Below are 26,026 nucleotides of genomic sequence, written 5' to 3'. Positions count from 1 at the left end.
ACCTGGTCGGATACCCGGGGAGCGCGCATGGCCGACATCCTGTTCACCGCCGAGGTGACGGTGCCGGCCCCCCGCGACGCGGCCTACGCCGCCTTCGGCGGCGGCCGGTGGGCCGACTGGACGTTCGAGGCGAAGGTCGAGGACCTGCGCCCGGGCCGAGCGGTCCGGGTCGCCTTCCCGGTCGGCGGCGTGCCGCTGGCCGGCATCGCCCGCGTCCACCGCGTCCTGCCCGGCCAGCGCATCGTGCTGCGGCACGAGACCCCGTGGCGCGGCCGCGTGATCATCGACTTCGAGCCGGACGGGGCCGGCACCCGGGTCCGCCTGGTCACCTCGATCGAGGACGGCAGCATCGCCCCGCTGGCCCGCCTGCTCGGCGGCGACCTCGCCGACGACCCGGACGAGGACGTCATCCGGATCGGCCTGCTCACCAGCTACCACGGCAGCGCCGGCGTGTTCGGACCGGCGGTGGAGAACTGCGCCCGGCTGGCCGTCGACGAGGTCAACGCCGACGGCGGCGTGCTCGGCATGCCGCTGCGGCTGGTCGTCGGCGACGACGCCACCAGCCCGGCCACCGGCCTGAGCGAGCTCAAGCGACTGCACCTGCGCCACCACGTGGACATGGTGATCGCCGTGCACACCTCGGCCACCCTGGACGCCGTCCGCCCGTACGCGCGGCGGGTCGGGCTGCCGTACTTCTACACGCCGGTCAACGAGGGCGGGAAGCCGGCGGGCCGGCTGTTCCGCTGGGGCGAGGTGCCGGGCGACCAGCTGCGCCGAGCGGTGCCGGCGATGATGCGGGAGCACGGCGGCAGGGGCTGGTACGTGATCGGCAACGACTACGTCTGGCCACGGGCGGTCGGGGCCTGCTCCCGGGTGGTCGTCGACGACGAGCACGGCAAGGTGCTCGGCGAGCGCTACGTCCCGCTCAGCACCACCGACTTCGACGAGGTGCTGGAGTCGATCGTGGACTCCAAGGCCGAGCTGGTGGTCAACTGCCTGGTCGGCGGGGACGCCGCCGCGTTCGAACGGCAGCTGCACGCGGCCGGCCTGCGCCAGCAGGTCCGCAGCTTCGGGGCGCTGCTGGACGAGGCCACCCGCGACCACATCGGCGACCAGGCGGCCGAGGGCATGTGGTCGGTGCTCGGCTACTTCATGGACCTGCCCACCACGGAGAACCGCGATTTCCTGGCCCGCTACCGCGCCGCCTACGGGCCGTCCGCGCCGCCGGTCTCCAGCGTCACCGAGTCCGTGTACGAGGGCATCCACCTGTACGCCCGCGGCGCCCGGACGGCCGGCACCATCGAGCCGGCGTCGTTGGTCGGGGCCCTGCCGGGGGTCAGTTTCACCGGCCCGCGCGGGCCGGTGACCGTGACCTCGACCGGCCGGCTTCGACAGCCGCTCTATCTGGCCGAGGCCGTGGCCGGGGGCTTTCGGATCCGGGCCGAGCAGGGTCTTGCCGGGATCGACTGACACCAGTTTGATCACTGTCATGAGCCATTCGCGCCGGGAATGGGCGCAGCCGTTCGTCACGGCGGCGGTTGACGCCGTCCGCGCTGCTGATCTTCCGCAGGACGCCGTGGAGCCGTGGCAGCTGGGCCTGGTCGACGCCGCCTGCGCCATTCACGACGGCGCGTTGACGCCGCTGGAGCTGGTCGAGTCCTGCCTGGCCCGGATCGAGGCCACCGAGCCGACCGTGCACGCCTTCGTCTCCGTCGCCGCCGACCGGGCCCGCGAGCAGGCCGCCGCCCTGACCGGTCGGCCCTCCGCGCTGCTGCACGGCGTGCCGGTCGGCGTGAAGGACCTCATCGACGTCGCCGGCACGGTCACCGCCGCCGGCACCACCGTGTTCACCAAGCCCGCCACCACCGACGCCACGGTCGTCACCCGGGTGACCGACGCCGGCGGCATCGTGATCGGCAAGACCACTACCCACGAGATCGCCTACGGCGTTTCCACGCCCCAGACCCACAACCCGTGGGACCCCGCGAAGATGACCTCCGGCTCCTCCGGCGGTTCCGCCGCCGCCCTGGCCGCCGGGAACGTCGCCGCGGCACTCGGCACCGACACCGGCGGCTCGCTGCGGCTGCCGTCCTCGTTCTGCGGCACCACCGCCATCAAGCCCACCTTCGGCCTGGTGCCGATCGACGGCGTGCGGCCGCTGGCCTGGTCCCACGACGTCGTCGGCCCGATGGCCCGGGACGCCCGCGACGCCCTGCTTCTGCTACGCGTGCTGACCGGCCTGACCAGCGGCGACCCCCTGCACGCGCTCGGCAAGATGTGGTCCGTCCCCGGGCTGCGCGTCGGCGTGCCCACCGACTCTTTCCTCGGCCCCGCCCGGCCCGACGTGCTCGCCGCCATGGACGGCGTCGCCGACGTGCTCGCCGACCTCGGCGCGACCATCGTGCCCGTCACCCTGCCCGGGCCCGAGGTCTTCGGCGCCGTGTCCTCGGTGATGGTCTTCCGGGAGGCCGCCCAGATCTACCGCGAACACCTGGCCGGCTCGCCCTTCACCCCCGACGTCCAGGCCTTCCTGGAGCTCGGCCTCGACCTCCCGGCCGAGGACTACGTCGTCGCCCAGCGGGCCCGCCGCCGCCTGATCCAGCAGGTCACCGGCGTGCTCAACACCGTAGACGTGCTGCTGGCGCCGTCCTCGCCCATCCCCGACCTGCCCCACGGCACCGAGTCCCTTGACGACGTGCCCCTGCTGGCCGTGCTGACCGCCTTCATGTTCCCGGCCAGCCTCACCGGCCTGCCGGCCATCGCCTTCCCGTCCGGGGCCACCGAGTCCGGCCTGCCCATCGGCGCCCAGCTCATCGGCCCCGCCCACGGCGAAACCCTGCTCGCCGCCGTCGCCCACGCCTACCAGTCGGCCACCCCCTGGCACCTCCGCCGCCCACCCCTGTGAACGACCACTACCACACGATCGGAAGCTCCACTGGGCCACGCATCAGCAGCCCGCCCTTCCACGGCACGTCCTCGACCGGAACGGCCAGACGGATCTTGGGAAAGCGGGCCAGCAGCGAGCCGAGCGCCACCTGGAGCTGCATCCGGGCCGAGTGGGCGCCGAGGCAGAAGTGCGGCCCGTGCCCGAAGGTGAGATGCGGGTTGGGGTCGCGACCCACGTCCAACTCGGCGGCGTTGCGGAAGACCCGGTCGTCCAGGTTGGTCTGCGCGCCGGCGATGAACACCGCCTCCCCGGCCCGGACAGTGCCGCTGGGCAGCTGCACGTCCGCTGTGGCCACACGGGTCCGGCCGACGCCGCCACCGAGCGGGACGAACCGCAGTAGCTCCTCGACGGCGGACGGCACCAGGCCGGGATCGTTGAGCAGGCGGCGCAGCTGGTCCGGGTGGGTCAGCAGGGTGTAGACGAAGTTGGCCAGCTGGTTGGCCGTGGTTTCGTAACCGGCGATCAGCAGCGTCACGCCGAAGGTTATGAGCTCTTCCTCCGTGAGCCGGTCCTCGTTGTCGCGGGCAGCGACCAGGTCGGCCAGCAGGTCGTCATGACGGCCGTTCCGCCGGCACGCGACCAGCTCGGCGATGTACCCGCGGATCTCCGCCACCGCCCGGTCCAACTCCTCGGCGCTGTAGGCGGTGCTGGAGACCAGGACGGTCGACCAGTGCTGGAAGTGGGCCCGGTCGGACATCGGAGCCCCGAGCATCTCGCAGATCATGGTGATAGGCAGCGGCAGGGCCAGATGGCGCACCAGGTCCGCGGGCGGGCCGGCGTGCGCCATGCCGTCCAGGGCCGCGTCTACGACCTCCTGAGCCCGAGGCCGGAGCTGCTCGATCCGCCGGGCGGTGAAGGCCTTGGCCACCAGCCCGCGCAGCCGCGTGTGCTGCGGGGCGTCCATGCCGCCGATCGTCTCATCGCGGCGCGGGGTCGCGGTGACCCGCGGGGTTTTCTCGGTAACCGGGAAGTTCCGGGCGAATCGTGGATCGGAGGACACGACTTTGGCGTCCTCGTGGCGCGTGACGAGCCAGCCGTCACCGCCATAGGGAAGCGTTATCCGGGCCAGCGGCTCATCGCGCTGCAACCGCGCGAAAATGGGGTCGGAGTCCAGTCGGGGTGGCCATGACGACGGTAGGACATGCGGAATCTGTCCTTTGGCCATAGTTTCCCCCCCACGGCGACACACCCAGACTCCCGCCATGCTAGACGGCGGCCGTTCGCCTCGCAACCACGTTGTTCGGTCGATCTTGGCGTTGAATTTGCCTCTCGCGAGCCGGTCCCCGGCGTGCCTACGCTGCCGGGTGATGCGTATCATCTTTGATCGGATGGCGTCGCCGGTAGAGTGCCGGCTGCGCCGAGGCTTGTGGCAGCCGGGAGAAAGGGCTCTCATCCGTGAGTCTTGTTGACGTCCACAACGAGTGGGACCCGTTGGAAGAGGTCATCATCGGGTCCATCGAAGGTGCCCGCGCGCCGATTTCCGAGGAAAATCCGTTCACCGTAGATTTCTCGGCCGAGGACGGCACGGCGGGAAAGATCCCGCCGCCGGGTCCGTTGGCGCAGCGCGTCGTCGATGAGACGAGGGACGACCTGGAGGCGCTTTCGGCCACGCTGGTCGATCTCGGCGTGACGGTGCGGCGGCCGGAATACGTCGATTACTCTGCGGTGATCAGCACCCCGGACTGGCACACGACCGGCTTCTACGGCTACTGTCCCCGCGACGTGCTGCTGGCCATCGGGGACACCGTCATCGAGACCCCGATGGTGCAGCGGTCCCGCTTTCTTGAGCCGTACGCCTACAAGGACCTGCTGCTGGAGTACTTCGACTCCGGCGCGCGGTGGCTGTCCGCCCCGAAACCGCGACTGGCAGATGCGATGTTCGACTGGACCGCCGAACCGGGAAAGCGGTTGGGCGAGTACGAGCCGGTGTTCGATGCCGCCAACGTCCTGCGTTTCGGCACCGACATCCTGTACCTGGTCTCCGACAGCGGGAACCAGCGTGGCGCGCAGTGGCTCCAGATGGTGCTCGGCGACCGGTACACCGTGCATGCCGCGCACGACCTGTACGCCTCCACGCACGTCGACTCCACCGTCGCGCCGCTGCGTCCCGGGTTGGTGCTGCTGAACCCGGCGCGGGTCAAGGAGGACAACCTGCCGGAGTTCCTTCGCGGCTGGGACAAGGTCTGGTGCCCGGAGCCGGTCGACACCGGCTACGTCGGCGACTTCGCTTACTGCTCCCCGTGGATCGGGATGAACCTGCTGGTCGTCCGGCCAGGGGTGGCCATTGTCGACGACCGGCAGGTCGACCTGATCGGGGCGCTGGAGCGGCGAGGGGTGGAGGTTCTGTCCCAGCGGCTCACCCATTCGCGGACTCTGGGCGGCTCCTTCCACTGCGCCTCGCTTGACGTGCGCCGGACCGGCACGCTCGAGACCTATCGGTAGGAGCGTCGAAGGGGGCTTTGATGTCGATAGGCGAGTCGCTGAGGATTCCTTCGGTCTGCGGCTATCGCGTGGTCCGTTCGTATCCGCATGATCCCGAGGCATTCACTCAGGGGCTGATCCGCCACAACGGGTTCTTCTACGAGAGCGTCGGTGAGTACGGTCGGTCCGAGCTGCGTAAGGTGGAGCCGGCGAGCGGGCGGGTGCTGGCCAGACGCCGGTTGGACGACTCACTGTGGGCAGAGGGTATAGCGCTGGTCGGCGCCGACCGGATAGTCCAGTTGACCTGGCGTCAGCACCGGGGTTTCGTGTGCCGTCGGAACGACCTCTCGGTGGTCTCGGAGTTTGAGTACGACACCGAGGGATGGGGTCTGGCGTCCGACGGAAACCGGCTGATCATGAGTGACGGAACCGACCAGCTCTACTGGCTCGATCCCGACGCTCTCGTTCAGCGGCCGCTGGTCCGGGTCACCAGCGCCGGCGTTCCCGTGCGTGATGTGAACGAGCTCCAGATGATCGGCGACGATCTCTACGCGAACATCCTCGACACCGACCGCATCGCCCGGATCGATCTCGCCACTGGTGCCGTCATCGCCTGGATGGACCTGTCAGGTCTCGACCCTTACGCCGGCGGGAACCGGCCGGGTGGTGCCGTGCTGAACGGTGTCGCTTATGACCGCAATGAGGGGAAGATCTTTGTCGCGGGGAAGCTCTGGCCGGAGATCCATGAGGTTGAGTTCGTTTGCGGATCGCCTTGACCTGATTGTTTTTCTCTTGCTAGGGTCGCGACCGTCCGGTGTTTGTCGGACGTAGGGGTGGTGCTAATTGTTCGAGGGGAGGGGAACGTGAAGAAGGCAATCAAGCGGCTGATCGGCCTCAATGAGAAGGCTGCGCTGACGCCGGTGTTCGACGCTAAGAAGGCGGAGAAGACCACGCACTCGCAGTACTTCGTGAAGTAGTCCGCGGATATTTCCGCGTAGTGTTGCCGGACGTGTGCCGTCCGGGCCGGCCGGGGGAGGGCCGCATTGATCGGTGTTTCGCGGATGCTCCCCCGTCCGGCGCTGATCCGGGGGGACCGCTGTGACCGTCCATGTCTACGTCGGGCCGACGCTGTCGAGCGCCGAGATCGGCTCGCTCATGCCCGGTGCCCGGGTGCACGACCCCGTGCGGCACGGCGACCTGCTCCGCGAGGACTTTCGCCCGGGCGACCGGGTCCTGATCGTCGACGGCTACTACCACCACACGGGATCCGTGCGGCACAAGGAGATCCTGCATCTCATCGACGGCGGGGTGCTGGTCGCGGGCTGTGCCAGCATGGGCGCGCTGCGGGCGGCCGAGCTGGCCGCGTTCGGCATGGTCGGGCTGGGCGAGGTTTTCGACCTGTACCACCGCGGGGTCATCACCGGGGACGACGAGGTCGCCGTCGCGCACACCGAGGGGCCGCAGTTCCGCCGACTGAGCGAGCCGCTGGTGAACATCCGCCACGTGCTGCGGATGCTGGCCGACGACGGCGTGATCACTGCCGCCGACGCCGGCGCCCTGCTCGATGTCGCCCGTGCGCTGCCGTACACGTCGCGGTCGTGGCCGGCGATCGACGATCTGGTGCGCCGCAAGGAGCCCGCGCTGGTCGCGGGCCTGGGCACGGTGCGGGACCACGTGGGCCGGGATCCGCAGCGGTGGGACCGGAAAGCTCAGGACACGCGCATGGCCCTGGCCTGGCTGTCCGAACCGGCCGACCCGGTCGACACCGCCGGCTGGCCGGAAGGCTGGCGAACCCGGCACCTCCACGAGTGGATCACGCAGTTTCGGGGCACGGTCGTCGACGATGTCGAGGTCGACGGACTTGCCGTCGTCCGCTACCGGCAGCTCTACGATTCCGCCTTCCCGGCCCGGTGGCGGGCCCATGTCCTGGCGCGGATCGGCACTGTGGACAGCGGTGAGCTGGCCACGTGGCTGACGGACGAGGAAATCCACGCGCTGCCACCGGGAGAACTCCAGGCGCGAGCGCTCGTGCGCTCGTGCCGCCCGCCGCGAGGACTGGCGGACCTAGCGGAGGCCGCTGCTAGCGGGCAACCCGACGACGAAGCGACTGTGCGGGCGGTGGCCGAGGCGGTCGCCACGAACGAGGTCGTGGCCGAGGAATCGCCGGAGTGGCGGATATCGAGCCTGCGCGAGGACGTCCTGCACACCCACCTGGCCGGCTTGTGGGACGTGGCGCCCGCCGATGCCCGCGCGTTCGCGGCGGCCGCACGGGACCGCGGCTTCTCCTCGACCGTCGAGGCGGTTGAGGCCCTGCGCCCCTTCTTCCTACGGGACCACCTGGCGTTGGGGGAGCCGGCGAGCGAGTCGGAGGCGGCGATATGAGTGGGGCCAAGGTCCACATCGACGGCACGCACCGTGTCCGTCCCCCGGAACAGACCTGGGACCTGGTCCGGCCGCTGCTGCCGCGGTTCGGCGTCACCCGCGTGGCCGACGTGACCGGGCTCGACGTGCTGGGTGTCCCGGTGGCCATGGCCGTCCGGCCGCTGGCCACGACCCTCAGTGTGTCGCAGGGCAAGGGAGCGACCCAGCTGTTGGCCACGGTGTCCGCGGCGATGGAGGCGATCGAGCTGTGGCACGCCGAGATCGCGCCGACCACGCTCGCCGCCCGAGCCACGCCGTCGGCCGACCTGGACCTGCCTTATTCGGTGCGGTCACTGGACCAGCACCTGGGCAGCTTGTTCACACCGAGAACCCGAACCGACTGGGTGCTCGGCTCAGGCCTGCGCACCGGACGACCGACGCCACTGCCCCTCGAGTCCGTGCACCTGATCGAGCAGGGCTGGCGTCCGCTGGGGCTGCGGGTCAGCACCAACGGCCTGGCCTCCGGCAACTCGGCGGCTGAGGCTGCCCTGCACGCACTCTACGAGTTGATCGAGCGGGACGCGCTCGGCGATGAGCCGGTCGAGAACCGGGGTACGGCGGTCGACCCGGCCACGGTCGACGACCCGCTGTGCGCGGAGCTGATCGGACGCGTCCTCGACGCAGGGGCATTCCTGGAGATCCGCGAGCTGGCCGCGGCGGCCGGAGTGCCGTGTTTCGCCTGCCGGGTGTGGTCAGCCGACTTTCCCGTCGCGGCGACGGGTTCCGGAGCCCATTCGGCGCCCGGCGTCGCGTTGAGCCGTGCCGTCACCGAGGCTGCGCAGAGCCGGCTCACCGCGATCACCGGCAGCCGCGACGACCTGGCCCCGGTCTACGCCGGCATGCGCGAGGACGTCCCCACGTCGCCGCGGCCGCCGGCCGAGCCGGCTCCATGGTCGGGCCGCCGTGCCCCCGGAATGCCGGAGTTCGACCGGATCGACGACGAGCTGGCGTGGCTGGCCGAGGTCGTCACGCGGCGTACCGGGGCGGAACCGATCGTGGTCGACCTGAGCAGCCGACCGGAATTCGCCGTGGTCAGGGTGGTGGCGCCGGGCCTGACCTTTCTCGACGGCGCCGACCGGGAGGAGCATCGCCATGCCATCCGCTGACCTGCTCGTCACGGTGGCCGAGTACGCGGTCACCGCGCTGCTGCTGATCCGCATGACGGTGGTCGGATTCCTACAGCCGCCGGGGCGCACCTTCAGCTGGCCGATGTTCACCCGCGGCTGCGAGATCGACATCGCCTTCGAGGTCGAGACCGACCATGGCCGGGAGCAGGTGGACCTGTTCGGCCTCCTGCCGGCCCACCACCCGGCCATCAGCACCGAGGACCTCCAGATCGTCGTCGACTACCTGGCCCAGACCAAGGGATCGGTCACTGGCCAGGGCATCGTGCTGCACGCCGCCGGGAAGGACATCGTGAAGGTCGAGGCCGGTCGTGTGGTTGTTTGACGCGGCACTGAACGGCTTTCACACGGCGACCCCCGAGTGGCGGCTGCAGCTGTTCCGGGTGTTGCTCGGTGCGGCCTGCCTGCTCAAGTTCACGGTCGCCCTGACGCACGGCGGCCTGTCCCGGCTGAACCCCGGTACTCTCGGACGCCACGAGCTCGTCGTCAAGTACGGCGCTCGCGACGGCGAATGGCTGGCCCGGGTCTACCAGCCGGTGCTGTTCCTCCGGCTCCTGGCCGGCGTGGCGCTGCTACTGGGTCTGTGGCCCAAGCTGGCGGTGTGCGTGGTGGTGCTGGGGCTGCTGCACGAGCGAACCTACGCGCCCCGGTTCAACAGCATCTACCTCATGTTGCTCGCCCTGTGCCTGCTGCCGGCCGGGGCGCTGGGCACGATGTTCGACTTCTCCACCCGGACCAGTTCGGCCAACACCTGGGCCCAGTTCCTCATCGTCGTGATCACCATTGACCTCTACTGGAACAGCGCCTGGCAGAAGATCCGGTCGCGGCAGTTCACCAGCGGCCTGTTGCTGGCCCAGTTCGTTCATTTCATCGGCCGGGTTGAGCATCGCCTGACCCACCGGGAGTTCTTCTACCCACCGGTGATGCGGCGGCTGCTCGGCGGTCTGGACGACGCCGCCGTGCGGCGCTGGAGGGTGATGTCGCTGGCGGTGATCGGGCTGGAGGTCGTGCTGCCGTTCGGGCTGCTGATCCCGGCGACCCATCTGGCCGCGCTGGTCGTCGGCATCGCCATGCATCTGTCCTTCTCGTTCCTGATGCCCCGTCAGCTCATGGGGTTCTCGGTCGCGACCGTGTCGAGCTATGTGCTTTTCCTGATCTGAGATGGAGGAACCGTGATGCTGCTGTCGTCGGTGGAGACGACCTTCGTGGAAGACCAGGCCTCGGAGTTCCTCGCCCGGATGCTGCGGCGGCTCGGCAGTGACTCGCTGGCCGCGCTCAAGCCGGTGACCAGCGAACCAGCGGCCGAGCTGACCGTGATCCCGGTGGCCGACCCCCTTGCCCTGTCCAGCGCGGAGCGCGACGCGCTGACCGCGTCCTTCCGTTCCCGGCACGGTGTCGCGGCGTTCGCACTGACCGCGCCGCCGCCGCTCGGGTCGCTGCCGCACCCCTTGCTCGCGCTGGCCGACCAGCTCAGCGACCGGCTGGGGCTGGGTTTCCCACTGACCCACCCGGCTGAGTCGGCGCCGTTCGTGCTGGAGACCTTCGGCCGGTCCGACGGCACGACGAAGATCTTCGACGTCGGCGGCATGTCGCACGAGGCCCTGACCCCCAGGCCGCTGCCACCGCACTTCGACGGCACCGGCAACGCCTGCGGCGTCGTCGCGTTCGGTCTCTACATCGACGGCGCCCCCGGCCAGGCCCCGGTCAACTACTTCCAGAACATCGCGGTGCTGGCTCTCGACCTGGCCGCCGCCGACGAGGAAGCGTTCCTCAGCCTGTTCCTGCCCGACGCCATCACTGTGCTCTGGCAGGACCTGCGGATCAGCCGACCGATCCTGTTCCTCGACCCCGACGGCCAGCCGCAGGCCTGGTTCCGCGCCCCGGACGCCGAGATCAGCGTCGCCGTCCGGCCGGGCTGCCCGCCGCTGGAGCGGGCCCGAGCCTTCATCGACGAGCACACGCGGCCTTGTGCCCACGGCTCGTCCTACATCCGCCTGGACCAAGTGGGCGGCGGCTGTCTCGTGGACAACACTGCCACCATCCACGGCCGCACCGGGTACGCGGACGCCAGTGACGACGGGGCGCGGCGGATCCTGTCCCGCAAGTGGTGGGTGCGGTCCGCGACCGACCAGAACTACCGAATCTGCCCGGGAACTCGGATCGACGAACGGTTCGGCCGGCTCTATCCGGAGCTGTTCGGTCCGGAGTCGCTGGCCGACGGTTGGGTGTACGACGCCGAGGCCGGCCGCAACGTCCGGCGGGGTTCATGAGCGCCCCGCCGCCGGCGCGGCCGGGCGGCATGCGGGCGTTCGGGATCGTGTGGTCGGGGCAGGTGGTCAGCCGGCTGGGCACCGCGGTGGCGCAGTTCGCGTTCGTGGTGAACATCTGGCGGTCCGGGGGCTCGGCCACCGATGTCGTGCTGCTGTCGCTGTTGACCTTCCTGCCCAGGATGCTCCTCAGCCCGCTGGCCGGCGCGCTGGTCGACCGCTGGGATCGGCGGGTCGTGCTGCAGATGGCCGACCTCGGCGGCGTCGTGGCCATCGGCGGCCTTACCCTGGCCCAGGTCGCCGGGCAGCTCTCGACCTGGCATGTCTACCTGGCCATGGTGGTCCTCGGCGCGGCTGAGGCGTTCCAGTTCCCGGCGCTGGCCGCCGCCATCCCCCAGCTGGTGCCGCAGCACCGTGTGCAGACCGCCAACGGGCTGGTCTCCGCGGCACGCAGCGTCGGCGACATCGGCGGGCCGGCGCTGGGGGCGCTGCTCGTCGTCACCGTCGGCCTCGACGCCATTCTGACCGCCGATCTGCTCAGCTACCTGTTCGCGATCGCCACGGTCTGGCTGGTCCGCATCCCGAGGCGGGCCGAGTCGACGGAGCTCCGGACACCCCTCGCAGTGGACGCCCTCACCGGCCTGCGTCACATTCTCTCGGTGCCGGGGCTGCGGGCCCTGGTGGCGCTGTTCTTCGTGGTCAGCTTCGCCGCGGTGTTCGGCTTCTCGGTCACCCAACCGATGATCCTGGCCCGCAGCGGCGACAGCGCGATGACGCTGGCCGCCGCCGACGCGGCTATAGGCTTCGGCACCCTCCTCGGCGGCGCTCTGCTCTGGGTCTGGCGCGGTCCCCGGCGCCGGATCATGGCCATGCTGGTCGGCATCGCGGTCACGAGCGTTTCCGCGCACATGACCATGGCGGTCGTTCGCGGCGCGCCGGCATGGTTCGCGGCGTCCCTGGTGGGAGCCGCCTTCGTGCCCTTCATCAACGGCGCCCTCGCGTCGACCGTCCAGGGCAAGACCCCCGCCGCCCTGCACGGCCGGGTGTTCGGGGCCGTCTTCTTCCTCTCGCAGCTCGCGGCGCTGTTGGCGATGATCCTGTCCGGCCCATTGGCCGATCACGTCTTCGAACCGCAGGCCAGGACCGGGACCGGTGTGGCAGGGGTGCTGCGGCCGATCGTCGGTGACGGGCCCGGCAGCGGCATGGCCGCGATGCTGTTCCTGGCCGGGCTGTGCGGACTGCTCGCGGCGGTCGTGGGGTTCCTCCACCGCGACCTGCGCGACATCGACCGCGTCGGGTCCGCCCCGGACGACCCGAAGCCGTTGACCGTGCAGAAAGGCCGCGCATGAGTGAGAACGAGGTCTGCCCGCTGCGGTTCCCGCCGCCGCGCGAGTCGGTGTTCGGGCCGCTCTCAGCGGCCGACGAGCTGCGGCGGCGACCGGTGACCCGGGTTGAGCTGCCGACCGGTCAGCCGGCCTGGCTGATCAGCAGCCACGAGCAGGCGAAGGCAGTGCTGGCCGACCCTCGGGTGAGCTGCGACCCGACCCGACCCGGCGCACCCCGGATGATCGCCGACGCGAACGCGCCGCGGCACATGCCCGGCTTCTTCATCGACCACGACCCGCCGGAGCACACCCGGCTGCGGCGACTGGTGATCCCGGAGCTCAGTGTGCGGCGTGTCGAAGCGATGCGGCCGGTCATCCAGCGGATCGTCGACGACGCCGTCGATGGCCTGCTGCGCACAGGACCGCCGGCCAACCTGGTCCATGACTTCGCCTTCCCGGTGCCCTGCGCGGTGATGGGGGAATTGCTCGGTGTGCCCCCGGCCGACTTCCCGTATTTCCGTGAACGCACCGCGGCGCTGGTCGACACGCACAGCGGGAGCGAGCGCCGCCGGATCGCGTTCGCTGAGATCCACGCCTACTTCGACCGGCTCGCCGGCGACTTCCGGAAGCACCCCGCCGACAATCTGCTGAGCCGGCTCGCCGCGGCCGAACGTGCCGTCGGCATCGGCCACGACGAGGTGGTCGGTATGGCGGTGCTGCTGCTCATCGCTGGTTTCGAGACGACCGCCAGCATGATCGCGCTCGGCGCCGCGGCCCTGTTGGGCTTCCCGGAGCAGCGCGCCGCCGTCTGCGCCGCCGCCGGCTCATTCCCGGAGGCGAGCGAGGAGATGCTTCGGTTCTTCTCCAACGCCAACCTCGAGTTGGGCGGCCGCACCGCGCTGGCCGACCTCGACATCGCCGGCGAAACCATCCGGGCAGGCGACGCGATCGTTGTCAACGCCTGGCTGGCCAACCACGACCCCGCCGCGTACGAGCGGCCGGAGGCCTTCGACGTGCGGCGGGGCGACCGGCGTCACCTCGCCTTCGGGCACGGGGCGCACCAGTGCGTCGGCCAGAATCTGGCCCGCGTCGAGATGGAGATCGCCCTGCGTGCGCTGTTCACCCGGTTGCCCCGCGTGCGGCTCGGCGTGCCCGTGGCGGAGCTGCGGGCAAACACCTCCGCGGCTATGTTTGGCCTCGACTCCCTGCCTGTCGCCTGGTGAGGCTGGATTCTGAGGGGGACTCATGTCCGGTGGGCGGTCCTTCGGCGTCGACGCGCCCCGCTACGACCGGGCCCGTCCCGGTTATCCCGGTGCGCTCGTGGACGAGCTCGTCGGGGCCCGCCCGCTGCGGGTCGTCGACGTCGGATGCGGCACCGGCATCGCGTCGCGACTGTTCCAGGCCCGGGGCTGCGAGGTCACCGGCGTGGAGCCCGACGAGCGCATGGCCGCCTTCGCGCGCGACCACGGGATCGACGTGGAGACGACGACGTTCGAGCGCTGGCCGACACCGCAACGTCGGTTCGACCTGCTCGTCTGCGCTCAGGCCTGGCACTGGGTCGATCCGGTCGAGGGACCGCGGAAGGCAGCCAACGCCCTCGTGCCCGGCGGCCGGATCGGCCTGATCTGGAACTTCGCCGAGCAGCCGGCCGAACTCAACGCGGCGCTCCGGGCCAGCTACCGAGAACTGGCTCCGGAACTGATGGACGAGCTCAAGCAGCCGGAGTACCCCGTCCCGGTCCTCTCCGAAGCCGCGTGGGGGCTCGATCACACCGGACTGTTCACGCCGAGCGTCACGCTGTCCTGGGACTGGACCCGCGACTACACCACAGCGGAGTGGCTCGACCTCGTCCAGACGATCAGCGGCTATCGCAAGCTTCCCTCCGATCGCCTGGACGGGCTGCTCTCGGCCGTTGCCCGCGACATCGACGCCCTCGGCGGTGCCTTTCCCCTGCGGTTCCGCACCTGTTTGGTCACCGCCACCCGAACCAGCCGGATGCTGTGAAGGGCCCTTCCGATGTCCGGTGTCGGGAAGGGCCCCTTCGCCATGGTCAGTAGACGGGGCCGGTGTACTTTTCGCCGGGGCCCTGGCCGGGGTCGTCGGGGACGGCGGAGCCCTCGCGGAACGCCCGCTGCACGGCCTGGAGGCCGTCGCGCAGGGGGCCGGCGTGCGGGCCGAGGTACTCGGCGGAGGCGGTGATCAGGCCGGCCAGCGCGGTGATCAGCCGGCGGGCCTCGTCCAGGTCGCGGTGGGGGCTGGACTCGGGCTCGGTGTCGGCCAGGCCGAGGCGTTCGGCGGCGGCCGAGAGCAGCATCACCGCGGCCCGGCTGATGATCTCCACACTGGGCACGGCGGCCAGCTCACGCAGCTGCGGGGCGTCGATTTCGGGCAGTTCCGTCACGTCTGCTACCCTTACACGTGCGACCAGCCCCCGTATGTGCGGGGGCGGCAAGTGGAGCCCCGCTCCCACCCGAGCCGCCAGCAGGCAGCCGGGTCCGGTCCTCCGGCCCTGAGACGGGTCGGAGCAGCCCGACTCAGGTCGGGCGATCGGAAGGAAGCGGGCCCCGCATGTCACGGACATGTGGGGCCGTTGCCGTTTCTGGCGCACCCAGGCAACTGAAGGACGTGCATGACAGCTCCCTCTAGTCGAGACCGTGGAGGCCCCACCTCCGCACCCGAGGCCCGTATCAACGACCGCATTCGGGTGCCCGAGGTCCGGCTCGTCGGGCCCAATGGTGAACAGGTGGGCATCGTCCGCATCGAGGACGCCCTCCGGCTCGCCGTGGAAGCGGATCTGGACCTCGTTGAGGTCGCCCCGCAGGCCCGCCCGCCGGTCTGCAAGCTCATGGACTACGGCAAGTACAAGTACGAGAGCGCGCAGAAGGCCCGCGAGTCGCGGCGCAACCAGCAGCTCACGGTGATCAAGGAGCAGAAGCTCCGGCCGAAGATCGACCCGCACGACTACGAGACGAAGAAGAACCACGTGGTTCGCTTCCTCGAGCACGGGCACAAGGTCAAGGTCACCATCATGTTCCGCGGCCGCGAGCAGTCCCGGCCGGAGCTCGGCTTCCGGCTGTTGCAGCGGCTGGCCGAGGACGTGAACGAGCTGGGCTTCGTGGAGTCCAGCGCCAAGCAGGACGGCCGCAACATGATCATGGTGTTGGCGCCGCACAAGAGCAGCAAGACCCGGCCGATCAAGGCCACCGCCCCGGAGACCGGCTCCGAGCAGGAGTGATACCCGGGAACCCCCGAGGTACGACGACGCACCGCCGCCCAAGCCGGGCGGCGGTACGACAACGAGGACGACAATGCCCAAGAACAAGACGCACAGCGGCATCTCCAAGCGCGTGAAGGTGACCGGCAAGGGCAAGCTCCTGCGGGAGGGCACCGGCAAGCGCCACCTGCTGGAGAAGAAGTCCAGCAAGCTGACCCGCCGCTACGCCGGCGACAAGCAGGTCGCCAAGCCCGACGTCGCGCGTATGAAGAAGATGCTCGGTATCTGACGCGAGCTGCTGTCCCCTACGAAGACCCGGGGTGCCCCGAACACCCCCATGAGATTGACAGGATGAACCAGTGGCACGCGTCAAGCGGGCGGTCAACGCCCAGAAGAAGCGCCGCACGACCCTGGAGCTCGCCAGCGGCTACCGCGGCCAGCGCTCCCGGCTGTACCGCAAGGCCAAGGAGCAGGTGCTCCACTCGCTCAACTACGCCTACCGGGACCGTCGTGCCCGCAAGGGCGACTTCCGGCAGCTGTGGATCACGCGTATCAACGCGGCCGCGCGCCAGAACGGCATGACCTACAACCGCTTCATCCAGGGCCTCAAGGTCGCGGGTGTCGAGGTGGACCGCAAGATCCTGGCCGAGCTGGCCGTCAACGACGCCGACGCGTTCACCGCGCTGGTCGAGCTGGCCCGCAAGAACGTGCCGGCCCAGACCCCGGTGAGCCAGGGCTGAGCAAGGTCTCGTCGGCGCGATCCGGGGCCGGGGTGTTCACCGAACGCACGCCCCGGGTCGCCGCCGCCCGCCAGCTGACCCGGCGGGCCGGACGCGACAAGGACGGTCGCTTCCTGGCCGAGGGCGCGCAGGCCGTGCGTGAGGCGCTGGCCTGGGCCCGCGTCGGTCACGGCCGGGTGCACGAGGTGTTCGTCACGGCCATCGCCGCGCAGCGCAACGCCGAACTGCTCGACCAGGCCGACGAACAGCGCGTGCCGGTGAGCGAAGTCACCGACAAGGCGGCCGACGGCCTGTCCGAGACGGTGTCGCCGCAGGGCATCATCGCCGTCTGCGACCTGGTCGACCAATCGGTCCAGGACGCCTTGAAGGGAGCGCCGCTCCTGGTGGCGGTGCTGGTCGGGGTGGCCGATCCGGGCAACGCCGGCACGGTGCTGCGGGTGGCCGACGCCGCCGGCGCGGACGCCGTGCTGCTGGCCGGGGCCACCGTCGACCCGCACAACGGCAAGTGCGTGCGGGCCTCCACCGGCAGCCTGTTCCACCTCCCGGTCGCCCGCTCGCGGGACACCGAGGCGGTGCTGGCCGCCTGCCGCGACGCCGGGCTGCGCCTGGTCGCCGCCGACGGCTACGCGGAGCGGGACCTGGACCAGGCCGAACGGGCCGGCGAGCTGACCGGGCCGACGGCCTGGGTGTTCGGCAGCGAGGCCCACGGCCTGCCGGCCGACCTGCTGGAGCGGACCGACAGCGCGCTGCGGGTGCCCATCCACGGTCAGGCGGAAAGCCTTAACCTCGCCACCGCCGCGGCCGTCTGTCTCTACACCTCGGCCCGGGTGCAGCGCTCCGCGTGAAATCGTTTCAGTCCGACCCCGTAGGATCGGTCTGTTCACCACCCGCATGAAGCCAGCCCCAGGAGTTGTCAGGCGACCATGTCCGGAGTCAACGATCCTTTCGACCCCAAGCAGGTCGCGGCACTCGCGCCGGAGACGCTGAAGGCCGCGGTCGAACAGGCGCACGAGGCGTTCGCCGAAGCCGCCGACCTCGACCAGCTGGCCGCGGTGCGGCCCGCGCACCTCGGCGACCGGTCGCCGCTGCTCACCGCGCGCCGGGAGATCGGCGCGCTGCCGCCGGCCGCCCGGTCGGAGGCCGGCAAGCGGGTGAACGAGGCGCAGGCCGAGATCAAGGCCGCCTTCGACGAGCGCAAGTCGGCGCTGGAGGCCGAGCGCAACCGCCAGGTGCTGCTGACCGAGACGGTCGACGTGACGCTGCCGTGGGACCGGATCGCGCCCGGGGCCCGGCACCCGCTGACCACGTTGGCCGAGCGCATCGGCGACGTGTTCGTCGGCATGGGCTACGAGGTCGCCGAGGGGCCCGAGGTCGAGACCGAGTGGTTCAACTTCGACGCGCTCAACACGAGCAAGGACCACCCGGCCCGCACCATGCAGGACACCTTCTACATCGCGCCGGAGAACTCCGGCCTGGTGCTGCGCACCCAGACCTCGCCGGTGCAGATCCGCACCCTGCTCAACCGGCCGCTGCCGGTCTACATCGTGTGCCCCGGCCGCACCTACCGGACCGACGAGCTGGACTCGACCCACACCCCGGTCTTCCACCAGGTCGAGGGCCTGGTCGTGGACAAGGGCATCACCATGGCCCACCTCAAGGGCACGCTGGACGCGTTCGCCCGGGCCATGTTCGGCGCCGACTCCAAGACCCGGCTGCGACCCTCCTTCTTCCCGTTCACCGAGCCCTCGGCCGAGGTGGACGTGTGGTTCCCGCAGAAGAAGGGCGGCGCGGGCTGGGTCGAGTGGGGCGGCTGCGGCATGGTCAACCCCAACGTGCTGCGGGCCACCGGCGTGGACCCCGAGGTGTACTCGGGCTTCGCGTTCGGCATGGGCCTGGAGCGCACGCTGCAGTTCCGCAACGGCATCCCCGACATGCGTGACATGGTCGAGGGCGATGTCCGCTTCACCTCGCCCTTCGGAACGGAGTTCTGAGTCCCGTGCGCATTCCTGTCAGCTGGCTCGCCGAGCACCTGCCGCTGCCCGAGGAGACCACGCCCGAGGACGTGGCCGAGGCGCTGATCCGGATCGGCCACGAGGTCGAGGCCGTGGAGCGGCTCGACCCCGTGGACGGCCCGCTGGTGGTCGGCCTGGTGGTGGAGATCGAGGAGCTCACCGAGTTCAAGAAGCCGATCCGGTACTGCCAGGTCGAGGTGGACGAGGACCGCATCCAGGGCATCGTCTGCGGCGCCCGCAACTTCGTCGAGGGCGACCTGGTCGTGGTGGCCCTGCCCGGCGCGGTGCTGCCCGGCGGCTTCGAGATCGGCGCGCGCAAGACCTACGGCAAGACCAGCGAGGGCATGATCTGCTCGGTCAAGGAGCTGGGCCTTGGCGACGACCACACCGGCATCCTGGTGCTGCCGCCCGGCACCGCCAGCCCCGGTGACGACGCCAAGCCGATCCTCGGCCTCGACGACGCCGTGCTGGAGCTGTCGATCACGCCCGACCGCGGCTACGCGCTGTCGGTCCGCGGCCTCGGCCGGGACCTGGCCTGCGCCTTCGACCTGCCCTTCGGCGACCCGGCCGGCGCCGACGTGCGCGCCACCGACAACGAGGTGTGGCCGGTCGACGTGCAGGACGAGGAGGGCTGCCGTCGCTTCGTGGCCCGCCGGGTGACCGGCGTGGACACCAAGGCCCCGACCCCGTTCTGGATGCGCCGCCGGCTGATGCTGGCCGGCATCCGCTCCATCTCGCTGCCGGTCGACGTCACCAACTACGTGATGCTGGAGACCGGCCAGCCGCTGCACGCCTTCGACGCCGCCAAGCTCCAGGGCACGCTGGTGGTGCGGCGCGCCCAGGAGGGCGAGAAGCTGCGCACCCTCGACGACATCGAGCGCACCCTGTCCACCGACGACCTGGTCATCTGCGACGACAGCGGCCCGGTGTCGCTGGCCGGCGTGATGGGCGGCGCGTCCACCGAGGTCGGCGAGACCAGCACCGACATCCTGCTGGAGGCGGCCAACTGGGAGCCGGCCTCGATCGCCCGCACCGCCCGCCGGCACAAGCTGCCCAGCGAGGCCTCGCGCCGGTTCGAGCGCTCGGTCGACCCGGTGGTGGCCGCGGCCGCCCTGGACCGCGCGGCCAAGCTGCTCGACGAGTTCGGCGAGGGCAGCATCCGCCCCGGCCGCACCGACGTCGGCAACCCGATCCTGCCGTCCCCGGTGTCCATGCCGATCGACATGCCCGACCGGGTGGCCGGCGTGCGCTACGCCCGCGGCGTCACCGCGCGGCGGCTCGGCCAGATCGGCTGCGGCGTCGAGGTCACCACCAGCGACGACGGCCGCACGTTTGTCATCGCCACCCCGCCGCCGTGGCGGCCCGACCTCATCCAGCCGGCCGACCTGGTGGAGGAGGTGCTGCGGCTGGAGGGGTACCACACCATCCCGTCCGAGCTGCCGCCCGCGCCGCCGCAGCGGGGCCTGACCGAGGCGCAGCGCCGCCGCCGGGCCGCGTCCCGGGCGCTGGCCGAGGCCGGCTACGCCGAGGTGCTGCCGTTCCCGTTCGTGGCCACCACCGTCTGGGACGACTTCGGCCTGGACGCCGACGACGTGCGGCGCACCACCGTGAAGGTGCTCAACCCGCTGGAGGCCGACCACCCCGAGCTGGCCACCACGCTGCTGCCCAACATGCTGGACATGTTGCGCCGCAACGTTTCCCGTGGCCAGCGGGACCTGGCGCTGTTCCACATCGGACAGGTCGTGCTGCCCAAGGCCCAGCCCACCCCGGTGCCGGAGGTCGGCGTCGCCGGCCGTCCCACCGACGAGGAGCTGGGTCAGCTGGAGGCGTCGCTGCCCAACCAGCCGCTGCACGCCGCCGTCGTGCTGGCCGGCCACCGGGAGCAGGCCGGCTGGTGGGGCAAGGGCCGGGAGGCCTCGTGGGCCGACGCCGTCGAGGCCGCGCGGACCATCGCGCACGCCTGGGGCGTCGAGCTCACCGTCGTCGCCTCCGACCTCGCGCCGTGGCACCCCGGCCGCTGCGCCGAGCTGCGGGTCGGCGGCTGGCCCGTCGGCCACGCCGGCGAGCTGCACCCGGCCGTCGTGGAGAAGCTGGGGCTGCCCAAGCGGACCTGCGCCATGGAGATCGACCTGGACGCCCTGCCGCTGGCCGACCGCCGGCCGGTGCCGGTGGTCTCGCCCTACCCGCCGGTGCTGCTGGACGTGGCCCTGGTCGTCGACGCCGCCGTGCCGGTGGCCGACGTCGCCTCGGCCCTGCGCTCCGGCGGCGGCGAGCTGCTGGAGGACATCCGGCTGTTCGACGTCTACACCGGCGAGCAGCTCGGCGAGGGCAAGCGCTCCCTGGCCTACGCCCTGCGCTTCCGGGCCCCCGACCGCACCCTCACCGTCGAGGAGGCCACCGCCGCCCGCGACGCCGCGGTCGCCGCCGCCGGCTCCAACCACGGCGCCACCCTCCGCGCCTGACCCCCCGGTTTTCGCGCCGTCAGAAGTGTAGGAAGGGGGCTTTCCTCCACTCCAAGTGGAGGAAAGCCCCCTTCCTACACTCGCTGCCGTGTTGTGGCGGGGCCGTTCCTGGCGTGGGGTGCAAGGAAGGCGCCGTGAGGGGCGTCAGGGGAAGAGGACTCCGGGGTTGAGGATGCCGGTGGGGTCGAAGGCGTGCTTGATGCGGCGCATGAGGGCGATGCGGGCGGGGTCGGCCAGCTCGGTGAAGTAGCCGGTCTTGGCCCGGCCCAGGCCGTGCTCGCCGGAGATCTGGCCGCCGAGCTCGACGGCGTACGCGAGGATCTCGGTGAACAGCTTCTTGCGGATCGCCGGGTCGGGGCAGCGGATGGCCAGGTGGACGTTGCCGTCGCCGGCGTGGCCGCAGCCCAGGGCGTCGCCGCCGGCGGCCCGGGCCAGTTCCTGGGCGGCGGCGATGAACCGGGGCATCTCGGTCCGCGGCACCACGGCGTCGATGGTGTCGTCGCAGCCGACGGCCTTGACCACCCAGAACGCTTTCTCCCGGGCCTCGATCAGTCGCCGGGCCGCGCCGCCGTCCAGCACGTAGACCTCGGTCGCGCCGAGCCCCGAGAGCAGTTCGCCGGTGGTCTCGACGTCCTCGGCCAGCCGCCGGTCGTCGCGGCTCTCCAGCGCCACCACCAGGTACGCGTCGCAGGCGGCGCGGATCTCGGCCGGCACGCCGAGGTCGAGGCCCTCCCGGTCGACAATGGCGGCCATGGTCGCGGCGTCGATGTACTCCAGGATGTGCGGCCCGACGCCGCTGGCGACGATCTCCGGCACGGCCGCCATCACCTGGCCGAAGTCGCCGAACGGGGCGAGCACGGTGGCGCCGTGCGGCAGCCGCGGCCGTAGCTTGACGATCACCTCGGTGACCAGGGCCAGCGTGCCCTCGGAGCCGATGATCAGCTGGGTCAGGTCGTAGCCGCTGGACGACTTGGCCACCTTGCCGCCGGTGCGGATGACCTCCCCGGTCGGCAGCGCCGCCTCAAGGCCGAGCACGTTGTCGCGGGTCACGCCGTACTTGACCGCCCGCATGCCGCCGGCGTTGGTGGCGACGTTGCCGCCGAGGCTGCCGCTGAGCTCGCCGGGCCGGACCGGGTAGGTCAGCCCGTGCTCGGCGGCGCGGGCGTCCAGCTCGGCCACCGTCACTCCCGGCTGCACGACGGCGACGTGGTTGCCGGTGTCGATCTCCAGCACGGCGTTCATCCGCTCGAACGACACCACCAGCCCACCGGCCACCGGCCGGGCCGCGCCGGAGATCCCGGTGCCCGATCCCCGTGCGGTCACCGGCACCCCGTGCTCGGCCGCCGTCGTCAGCAGCTCCGCGACTTCCTTGGCGCTGCCCGGTTTCGCGACGTACGCCGGGAGCTGCGGCCGGCCGGTCAGGTCCTCGTCGCGGCCGTAGTCCTCGGGGATCTCCGCGCCGGCCAGGAAGTTCCCGTCCCCGACGATGCTCGCCAGCCGGGTCCTCACGTCGTCCATCGACCGCCTCTTCGCCAGTGTGGGAAAGCCGCGTTCCTCCACTCCGAGTGCAGGAACGGGGCTTTCATACACTCGACCGGTCCTCGGTGGCGACCCGCTCGGCGGCGCTTCGCTCAACGCAGAACTCGTTGCCCCCGGGGTCGGCCAGCTGCACCCAGCCCTTCCTGTCCAGGGTGCGCTTGTCCAGCACCAGCGTCGCGCCGAGGCCGATCAGCCGCTGCACCTCCTCGTCACGGGCCGGTCCGGCTGGAGGTCGAAGTGCAGTCGGTTCTTGGCCGCCTTGCCCTCCTCCAGTTGTCATAGACCGGCCGGGGCAATTGGGAAGCGATCTTGGATGAGTGAACCTGGCAGGCATGCAAGCTGAAGTTGTCGCAGCCACGCCGGGTGGTGCGCAAGAATGGCGGCACCTATTCCGTCGGTGATGCGCACCGGGGCAATGCAACGGGGCGCCGATACCTGCTGACCGGCGGACTTGCCGAGTGCGGAGTGTGCGAAGCCCCTTCCTTGACGCCCAACGCCTGCAGCTCCGTTATGAGCTCCTGCTTCAGGACTCGAGCGGCAACTTCTTCGTCGGCAACGACAGCTGCCCTGGGTCGCGGTCGGCGGTGGCCGGGTCGAGTGTGGCGTGACTGCGCAGGTCACCCAGCACCGCTGCTGCGATCTCCCGTTGGCGGGCGTCAGCGCTGGCGAGGCCGGCCGGGCAGTACGAGGCTTTGTCACCCGAATAGCCGATTGTGTTATGTAGATCCTTTTAGTCTCATTGGGTGGTTATTTCGGTCAAATCAAGCATTGTTTAGCAACAAGGCTTGGGGGGATTTAATTGAGGTTATTACTTGGTAAGTTGGCCTTCTGGCGTCGTTCGGTAATGATTGTCGCGTGCGCGGCTGCTATCGGCATCGGACTGGTGGGCATGCCGCAGACAGCGCGTGCCGCGGATGCGAGTGTTGTCGCGGCGGCGCCGGCTGGTAGTGAAGTTCGTCCTCATATCGATGTCCGGCCATGTCGAACCGAAGCTACGCCCCAGATAGTGCTGGTCCTCGGTTCTGGTGGTGCAATCTGTTATGGGGGCTACGTCGGATCGATTCCGGTTAACAGCCTCTATGCGACACATGTCGTTGCGGGTGGTTACTGGGGTTCTGCTACCTGCTCCAGTGGTGGTCAGCAATTCTTCAAGCCCGGCGATATTTATAGCCTTAATTGTGTGGTTGTTTCAATGAAGATCACTTGCCCTAATTGGGCCTGTCTCTCTGGCTTCAACGCGAGTACCGCGGAAGTGCTCGGTGCGCAGGAACGCTATCGCGATCGCTGAACTGTCGGTGCGTCCGGCCGGTCTGCTCGATCTGGGTCTTTGTGTCACTGTGGTCCTGGTTTGTCCAGACGAGCAGCCCGCGCCGGAGGCACCGTTTCACAACCGCTTCGCGCTACGTCGGTAGCAGGAGAAAGTCAAAGTCGGTTTGTGCTGGTCACGGCAGCCATGATGGGCAGGATTCTGGTTCGGTCTGCGGCGATGCGTTGCAAGGTGTGGATGATCTGGGTGATCCCGGCCAGCCGTAACAGGCCCAGTGCGAGGTTGCGCAGGATGGCCATGACCTGGGCGCCCGCCCCAGCAGACGCACCGACGACCCGATCAAACTCCGTCCCCTTGCGGCCTGCCACCGGCAGCGCGTCGTCCATAGGGTCGACGTCGTCCTCGACGTCCTGCTCGTAGCCGGTGACGGCGGCCCAGAACGCGGCCAGCGCCACCCCGTGACGCAGGCGAAATCCCGGGCCCGGTGTTGCCTTGTAACCCCATGGAGGGGTACACATGGGGTTAGCAACGGGAACCGGGACGGGGAGACATCGTGATGCCCAAGATCAACGTGTATCTGTCCGACGAGCTGGCCGACGCGGTGCGGGAGTCCGGGGTGCCGGTCTCGGCCATCTGCCAGCGGGCCCTGGAGACGTCGGTGAAGCGGGTGACCGCCATCCGCGCGGCCGCCATCGGCGACCTGGACGGCGATCCGATCGGCAAGCTGCCGCACTTCACCGAACGCGCCCGTGTCACCGTGAAGCTGGCGATCGAGCAGGCCCGGGCCGACGGCGCGCCGCTGGTGGGCACCGAGCACCTGCTGTACGGCATCGTGCGCGAGGGCCAGAACATGGCGCTGCGAGTGCTGGAGGCGACGGAGATCGACCCGAAGCGGCTGCTGGCCGAGCTGCCCGAACCGAACGCGGGCGATCACCCGGCCGACCGGTTCAGCGGCCCGCTGGCCAACGCCTTCGAGCTGGCCGTCACCGAGGCGATCACCTTGGGGCACAACTACATCGGCTGCGAGCACCTGCTGCTGGGCCTGGTCGCGGAGCAGGACGGCGCCGGTGGCCAGACCCTGCGCGCGGCCGGCGCGGAGCTGCGGTCGCTGCGCGGCGCGGTGGCGGCGGCGCTGGCCGGCTTCGTGCACCAACGTGAACAGAGCAGCAAGGCGGGGGACCCTGCGGCAGCCGTCGCAGCGCTGGTCGGCAAGCAGCTCAAGCCCTTGCTGGACCGGCTGGAAAGGCTGGAACGGCACGTGGGCCTGGAGTGAGAATGGTCCTGGTCGTGGTGATCGCGACGCTGATCGTGTGGGGGATCGTGTGACCAATCGGGTGTTGTTGATCGCCACCGGCGACGTGATCGCGCAACGGCCGGCGTTGGCCCAGGTGGCCAGCGGCAAGGACCTGCTGGCGCACCTGGGGCCGGTCGCCGCCGAGGTGGTCGTCGAGGACCTGCTGGCCGAGCCCAGCTGGGACACCTCGGTGTCGACCATGCTGGCCATCGCCCGCCGCGCCCACGCCGCCCTCACCGAGGACGGCTTTGACGGCGTCGTCGTCACGCACGGCGTTGACAACCTGGAGGAGACGGCCTTCCTGACCGATCTGCTGGTCGGGCCGGCCGCCGCTCTCGGCGGCATCGTGTTCACCGGGGCCACCCGGCACCTCGACGACCTGTCCAGCGACGGCCCCCGCAACCTGGCCTCGGCGCTGTCGGTCGCGGCCGACCCGGCGGTGCGGGGCGCGGGCGTGCTGGTGTGCTTCGACGACGAGCTGCACGCCGCCCGCTGGGCCCGGCTGGCCGATCCGACCCGACCGGCCGCCTTCACCTCCGCGCCGTTCCCGCGCCTGGGTGCGGTCAGCGAAATGAAGGCGGCCTTGGTCGCGGCCCCGCCGCCGCTGCACCCGCGCCCGCACGGCGAGCCGGAGACCGACGTCGCCGTGATCAGGACGTACTCCGGGATGCCGGCCGCGGTCCTGAACGCCGCGGTCGACGCCGGAGCCCGCGGCATCGTGTTCGAGGGCTCGGGCGCGGGCAACGTGCCGGTGGAGCTGTTCGCCCCGATCATGGAGCTGACCCACTGGGAGATCCCGGCGGTCGTGGTGCCGCGGGTGCCGGTGCTCGGGGCCGGCCCGTACGGCGCGAAGCTGGCCGAGAAGGCCGGCGCGATCCTGGCCCCGGGCATGACCGCCGGGCACGCCCGGGTGGCGCTGATGGTGGCGCTGGGCGGCGGCGGGGTGCGCGCGGCCCGCGCGATGTTTCAGACGTGACCGAAACGTTTCGAAAG

The 26,026-nt window shown here is 70.6% G+C and carries 25 protein-coding genes and 1 pseudogene; 21 read left to right on the top strand and 5 right to left on the bottom strand.

Going from position 1 to position 26,026, the window contains the following annotated elements:
* The first annotated feature begins 27 nt into the window (after positions 1–27).
* On the top strand, positions 28–1,470 hold the full coding sequence (locus ACIG5F_RS38580) for an ABC transporter substrate-binding protein (RefSeq protein ID WP_396524995.1): 1,443 nt from the start codon (positions 28–30) through the stop codon (positions 1,468–1,470).
* A 19-nt stretch (positions 1,471–1,489) separates the two neighbouring features.
* Positions 1,490–2,905: an amidase gene (locus ACIG5F_RS38575; RefSeq protein WP_396524994.1), complete on the top strand. Its 1,416-nt coding sequence runs from the start codon at positions 1,490–1,492 to the stop codon at positions 2,903–2,905.
* A gap of 7 nt (positions 2,906–2,912) precedes the next feature.
* On the opposite strand, the gene ACIG5F_RS38570 is transcribed toward ACIG5F_RS38575, so the two are convergent.
* Complete coding sequence (locus ACIG5F_RS38570; RefSeq protein ID WP_396524993.1) at positions 2,913–4,034, bottom strand: cytochrome P450; 1,122 nt, start codon at positions 4,032–4,034, stop codon at positions 2,913–2,915.
* 308 nt (positions 4,035–4,342) lie between these two features.
* Between ACIG5F_RS38570 and ACIG5F_RS38565 the strand changes: the two genes are divergently transcribed.
* The 10 genes from ACIG5F_RS38565 (at position 4,343) to ACIG5F_RS38520 (ending at position 14,509) form a co-directional block, all read left to right on the top strand.
* Positions 4,343–5,389: an inosamine-phosphate amidinotransferase 1 gene (locus tag ACIG5F_RS38565; RefSeq protein WP_396524992.1), complete on the top strand. Its 1,047-nt coding sequence runs from the start codon at positions 4,343–4,345 to the stop codon at positions 5,387–5,389.
* A 20-nt stretch (positions 5,390–5,409) separates the two neighbouring features.
* The gene (locus tag ACIG5F_RS38560; RefSeq protein WP_396524991.1) at positions 5,410–6,144 is read left to right on the top strand and encodes a glutaminyl-peptide cyclotransferase; all 735 of its coding nucleotides are present in this window, start codon (positions 5,410–5,412) and stop codon (positions 6,142–6,144) included.
* Positions 6,145–6,466: 322 nt separating this feature from the next.
* Positions 6,467–7,750, top strand: coding sequence for a TfuA-like protein (locus ACIG5F_RS38555; RefSeq protein WP_396524990.1), 1,284 nt, complete (start codon positions 6,467–6,469; stop codon positions 7,748–7,750).
* Positions 7,747–8,895: a YcaO-like family protein gene (locus ACIG5F_RS38550; RefSeq protein ID WP_396524989.1), complete on the top strand. Its 1,149-nt coding sequence runs from the start codon at positions 7,747–7,749 to the stop codon at positions 8,893–8,895. Before ACIG5F_RS38555 ends, ACIG5F_RS38550 begins: the two co-directional genes overlap by 4 nt.
* On the top strand, positions 8,882–9,238 hold the full coding sequence (locus tag ACIG5F_RS38545; RefSeq protein WP_396524988.1) for a hypothetical protein: 357 nt from the start codon (positions 8,882–8,884) through the stop codon (positions 9,236–9,238). Before ACIG5F_RS38550 ends, ACIG5F_RS38545 begins: the two co-directional genes overlap by 14 nt.
* A complete protein-coding gene (locus ACIG5F_RS38540) occupies positions 9,225–10,073 on the top strand; it encodes a hypothetical protein (RefSeq protein ID WP_396524987.1) in 849 nt (282 codons plus the stop codon). The genes ACIG5F_RS38545 and ACIG5F_RS38540 overlap by 14 nt, the downstream gene beginning before the upstream one ends.
* A 12-nt stretch (positions 10,074–10,085) precedes the next feature.
* On the top strand, positions 10,086–11,183 hold the full coding sequence (locus tag ACIG5F_RS38535) for a hypothetical protein (protein WP_396524985.1): 1,098 nt from the start codon (positions 10,086–10,088) through the stop codon (positions 11,181–11,183).
* Positions 11,180–12,529 (top strand): MFS transporter, encoded by a 1,350-nt coding sequence (locus ACIG5F_RS38530; RefSeq protein WP_396524983.1) that lies wholly within the window; start codon positions 11,180–11,182, stop codon positions 12,527–12,529. The genes ACIG5F_RS38535 and ACIG5F_RS38530 overlap by 4 nt, the downstream gene beginning before the upstream one ends.
* Entirely contained in the window at positions 12,526–13,728 is a 1,203-nt protein-coding gene (locus ACIG5F_RS38525; RefSeq protein WP_396524982.1) for a cytochrome P450, read from the top strand. The genes ACIG5F_RS38530 and ACIG5F_RS38525 overlap by 4 nt, the downstream gene beginning before the upstream one ends.
* A 22-nt stretch (positions 13,729–13,750) precedes the next feature.
* The gene (locus ACIG5F_RS38520) at positions 13,751–14,509 is read left to right on the top strand and encodes a class I SAM-dependent methyltransferase (RefSeq protein ID WP_396524981.1); all 759 of its coding nucleotides are present in this window, start codon (positions 13,751–13,753) and stop codon (positions 14,507–14,509) included.
* A gap of 46 nt (positions 14,510–14,555) precedes the next feature.
* Here ACIG5F_RS38520 and ACIG5F_RS38515 read toward each other — a convergent pair whose 3' ends face one another.
* Complete coding sequence (locus ACIG5F_RS38515; RefSeq protein WP_396525079.1) at positions 14,556–14,819, bottom strand: DUF1844 domain-containing protein; 264 nt, start codon at positions 14,817–14,819, stop codon at positions 14,556–14,558.
* A gap of 315 nt (positions 14,820–15,134) precedes the next feature.
* Between ACIG5F_RS38515 and infC the strand changes: the two genes are divergently transcribed.
* The 6 genes from infC (at position 15,135) to pheT (ending at position 20,933) form a co-directional block, all read left to right on the top strand.
* Positions 15,135–15,740, top strand: coding sequence for a translation initiation factor IF-3 (gene infC, locus ACIG5F_RS38510; RefSeq protein WP_211766691.1), 606 nt, complete (start codon positions 15,135–15,137; stop codon positions 15,738–15,740).
* Between the two features lie 73 nt (positions 15,741–15,813).
* A complete protein-coding gene (rpmI, locus tag ACIG5F_RS38505; RefSeq protein WP_396524980.1) occupies positions 15,814–16,008 on the top strand; it encodes a 50S ribosomal protein L35 in 195 nt (64 codons plus the stop codon).
* A 70-nt stretch (positions 16,009–16,078) separates the two neighbouring features.
* The gene (gene rplT / locus ACIG5F_RS38500) at positions 16,079–16,459 is read left to right on the top strand and encodes a 50S ribosomal protein L20 (RefSeq protein ID WP_396524979.1); all 381 of its coding nucleotides are present in this window, start codon (positions 16,079–16,081) and stop codon (positions 16,457–16,459) included.
* A gap of 32 nt (positions 16,460–16,491) precedes the next feature.
* Positions 16,492–17,304, top strand: coding sequence for a TrmH family RNA methyltransferase (locus ACIG5F_RS38495; protein ID WP_396524978.1), 813 nt, complete (start codon positions 16,492–16,494; stop codon positions 17,302–17,304).
* A 78-nt stretch (positions 17,305–17,382) separates the two neighbouring features.
* Positions 17,383–18,450, top strand: coding sequence for a phenylalanine--tRNA ligase subunit alpha (gene pheS, locus ACIG5F_RS38490; RefSeq protein WP_396524977.1), 1,068 nt, complete (start codon positions 17,383–17,385; stop codon positions 18,448–18,450).
* Positions 18,451–18,455: 5 nt separating this feature from the next.
* Positions 18,456–20,933 (top strand): phenylalanine--tRNA ligase subunit beta, encoded by a 2,478-nt coding sequence (pheT, locus tag ACIG5F_RS38485; protein ID WP_396524975.1) that lies wholly within the window; start codon positions 18,456–18,458, stop codon positions 20,931–20,933.
* A 144-nt stretch (positions 20,934–21,077) separates the two neighbouring features.
* On the opposite strand, the gene ACIG5F_RS38480 is transcribed toward pheT, so the two are convergent.
* Both ACIG5F_RS38480 and ACIG5F_RS38475 read right to left on the bottom strand, forming a co-directional pair.
* A complete protein-coding gene (locus tag ACIG5F_RS38480) occupies positions 21,078–22,451 on the bottom strand; it encodes an FAD-binding oxidoreductase (protein WP_396524974.1) in 1,374 nt (457 codons plus the stop codon).
* 64 nt (positions 22,452–22,515) lie between these two features.
* Positions 22,516–22,733, bottom strand: a pseudogene (locus tag ACIG5F_RS38475) (VOC family protein); the annotation flags it as partial.
* A 559-nt stretch (positions 22,734–23,292) separates the two neighbouring features.
* On the opposite strand from ACIG5F_RS38475, the gene ACIG5F_RS38470 reads away from it, so the two are divergent.
* Positions 23,293–23,760, top strand: coding sequence for a hypothetical protein (locus ACIG5F_RS38470; protein WP_396524973.1), 468 nt, complete (start codon positions 23,293–23,295; stop codon positions 23,758–23,760).
* 134 nt (positions 23,761–23,894) lie between these two features.
* On the opposite strand, the gene ACIG5F_RS38465 is transcribed toward ACIG5F_RS38470, so the two are convergent.
* Positions 23,895–24,194, bottom strand: coding sequence for a hypothetical protein (locus tag ACIG5F_RS38465; RefSeq protein ID WP_396524972.1), 300 nt, complete (start codon positions 24,192–24,194; stop codon positions 23,895–23,897).
* A gap of 101 nt (positions 24,195–24,295) precedes the next feature.
* Between ACIG5F_RS38465 and ACIG5F_RS38460 the strand changes: the two genes are divergently transcribed.
* Together ACIG5F_RS38460 and ACIG5F_RS38455 are read left to right on the top strand one after the other, a co-directional pair.
* Complete coding sequence (locus tag ACIG5F_RS38460; protein WP_396524971.1) at positions 24,296–25,012, top strand: Clp protease N-terminal domain-containing protein; 717 nt, start codon at positions 24,296–24,298, stop codon at positions 25,010–25,012.
* 37 nt (positions 25,013–25,049) lie between these two features.
* Positions 25,050–26,009, top strand: coding sequence for an asparaginase (locus ACIG5F_RS38455; protein ID WP_396524970.1), 960 nt, complete (start codon positions 25,050–25,052; stop codon positions 26,007–26,009).
* Positions 26,010–26,026: the final 17 nt, after the last annotated feature.

Origin of the sequence: Kutzneria sp. NPDC052558 (assembly GCF_044547355.1) — a bacterium.
Taxonomy (GTDB): domain Bacteria; phylum Actinomycetota; class Actinomycetes; order Mycobacteriales; family Pseudonocardiaceae; genus Kutzneria.
Note: the sequence above shows the minus strand (reverse complement) of the source record. Positions and strands in the feature narration are given on the sequence as shown.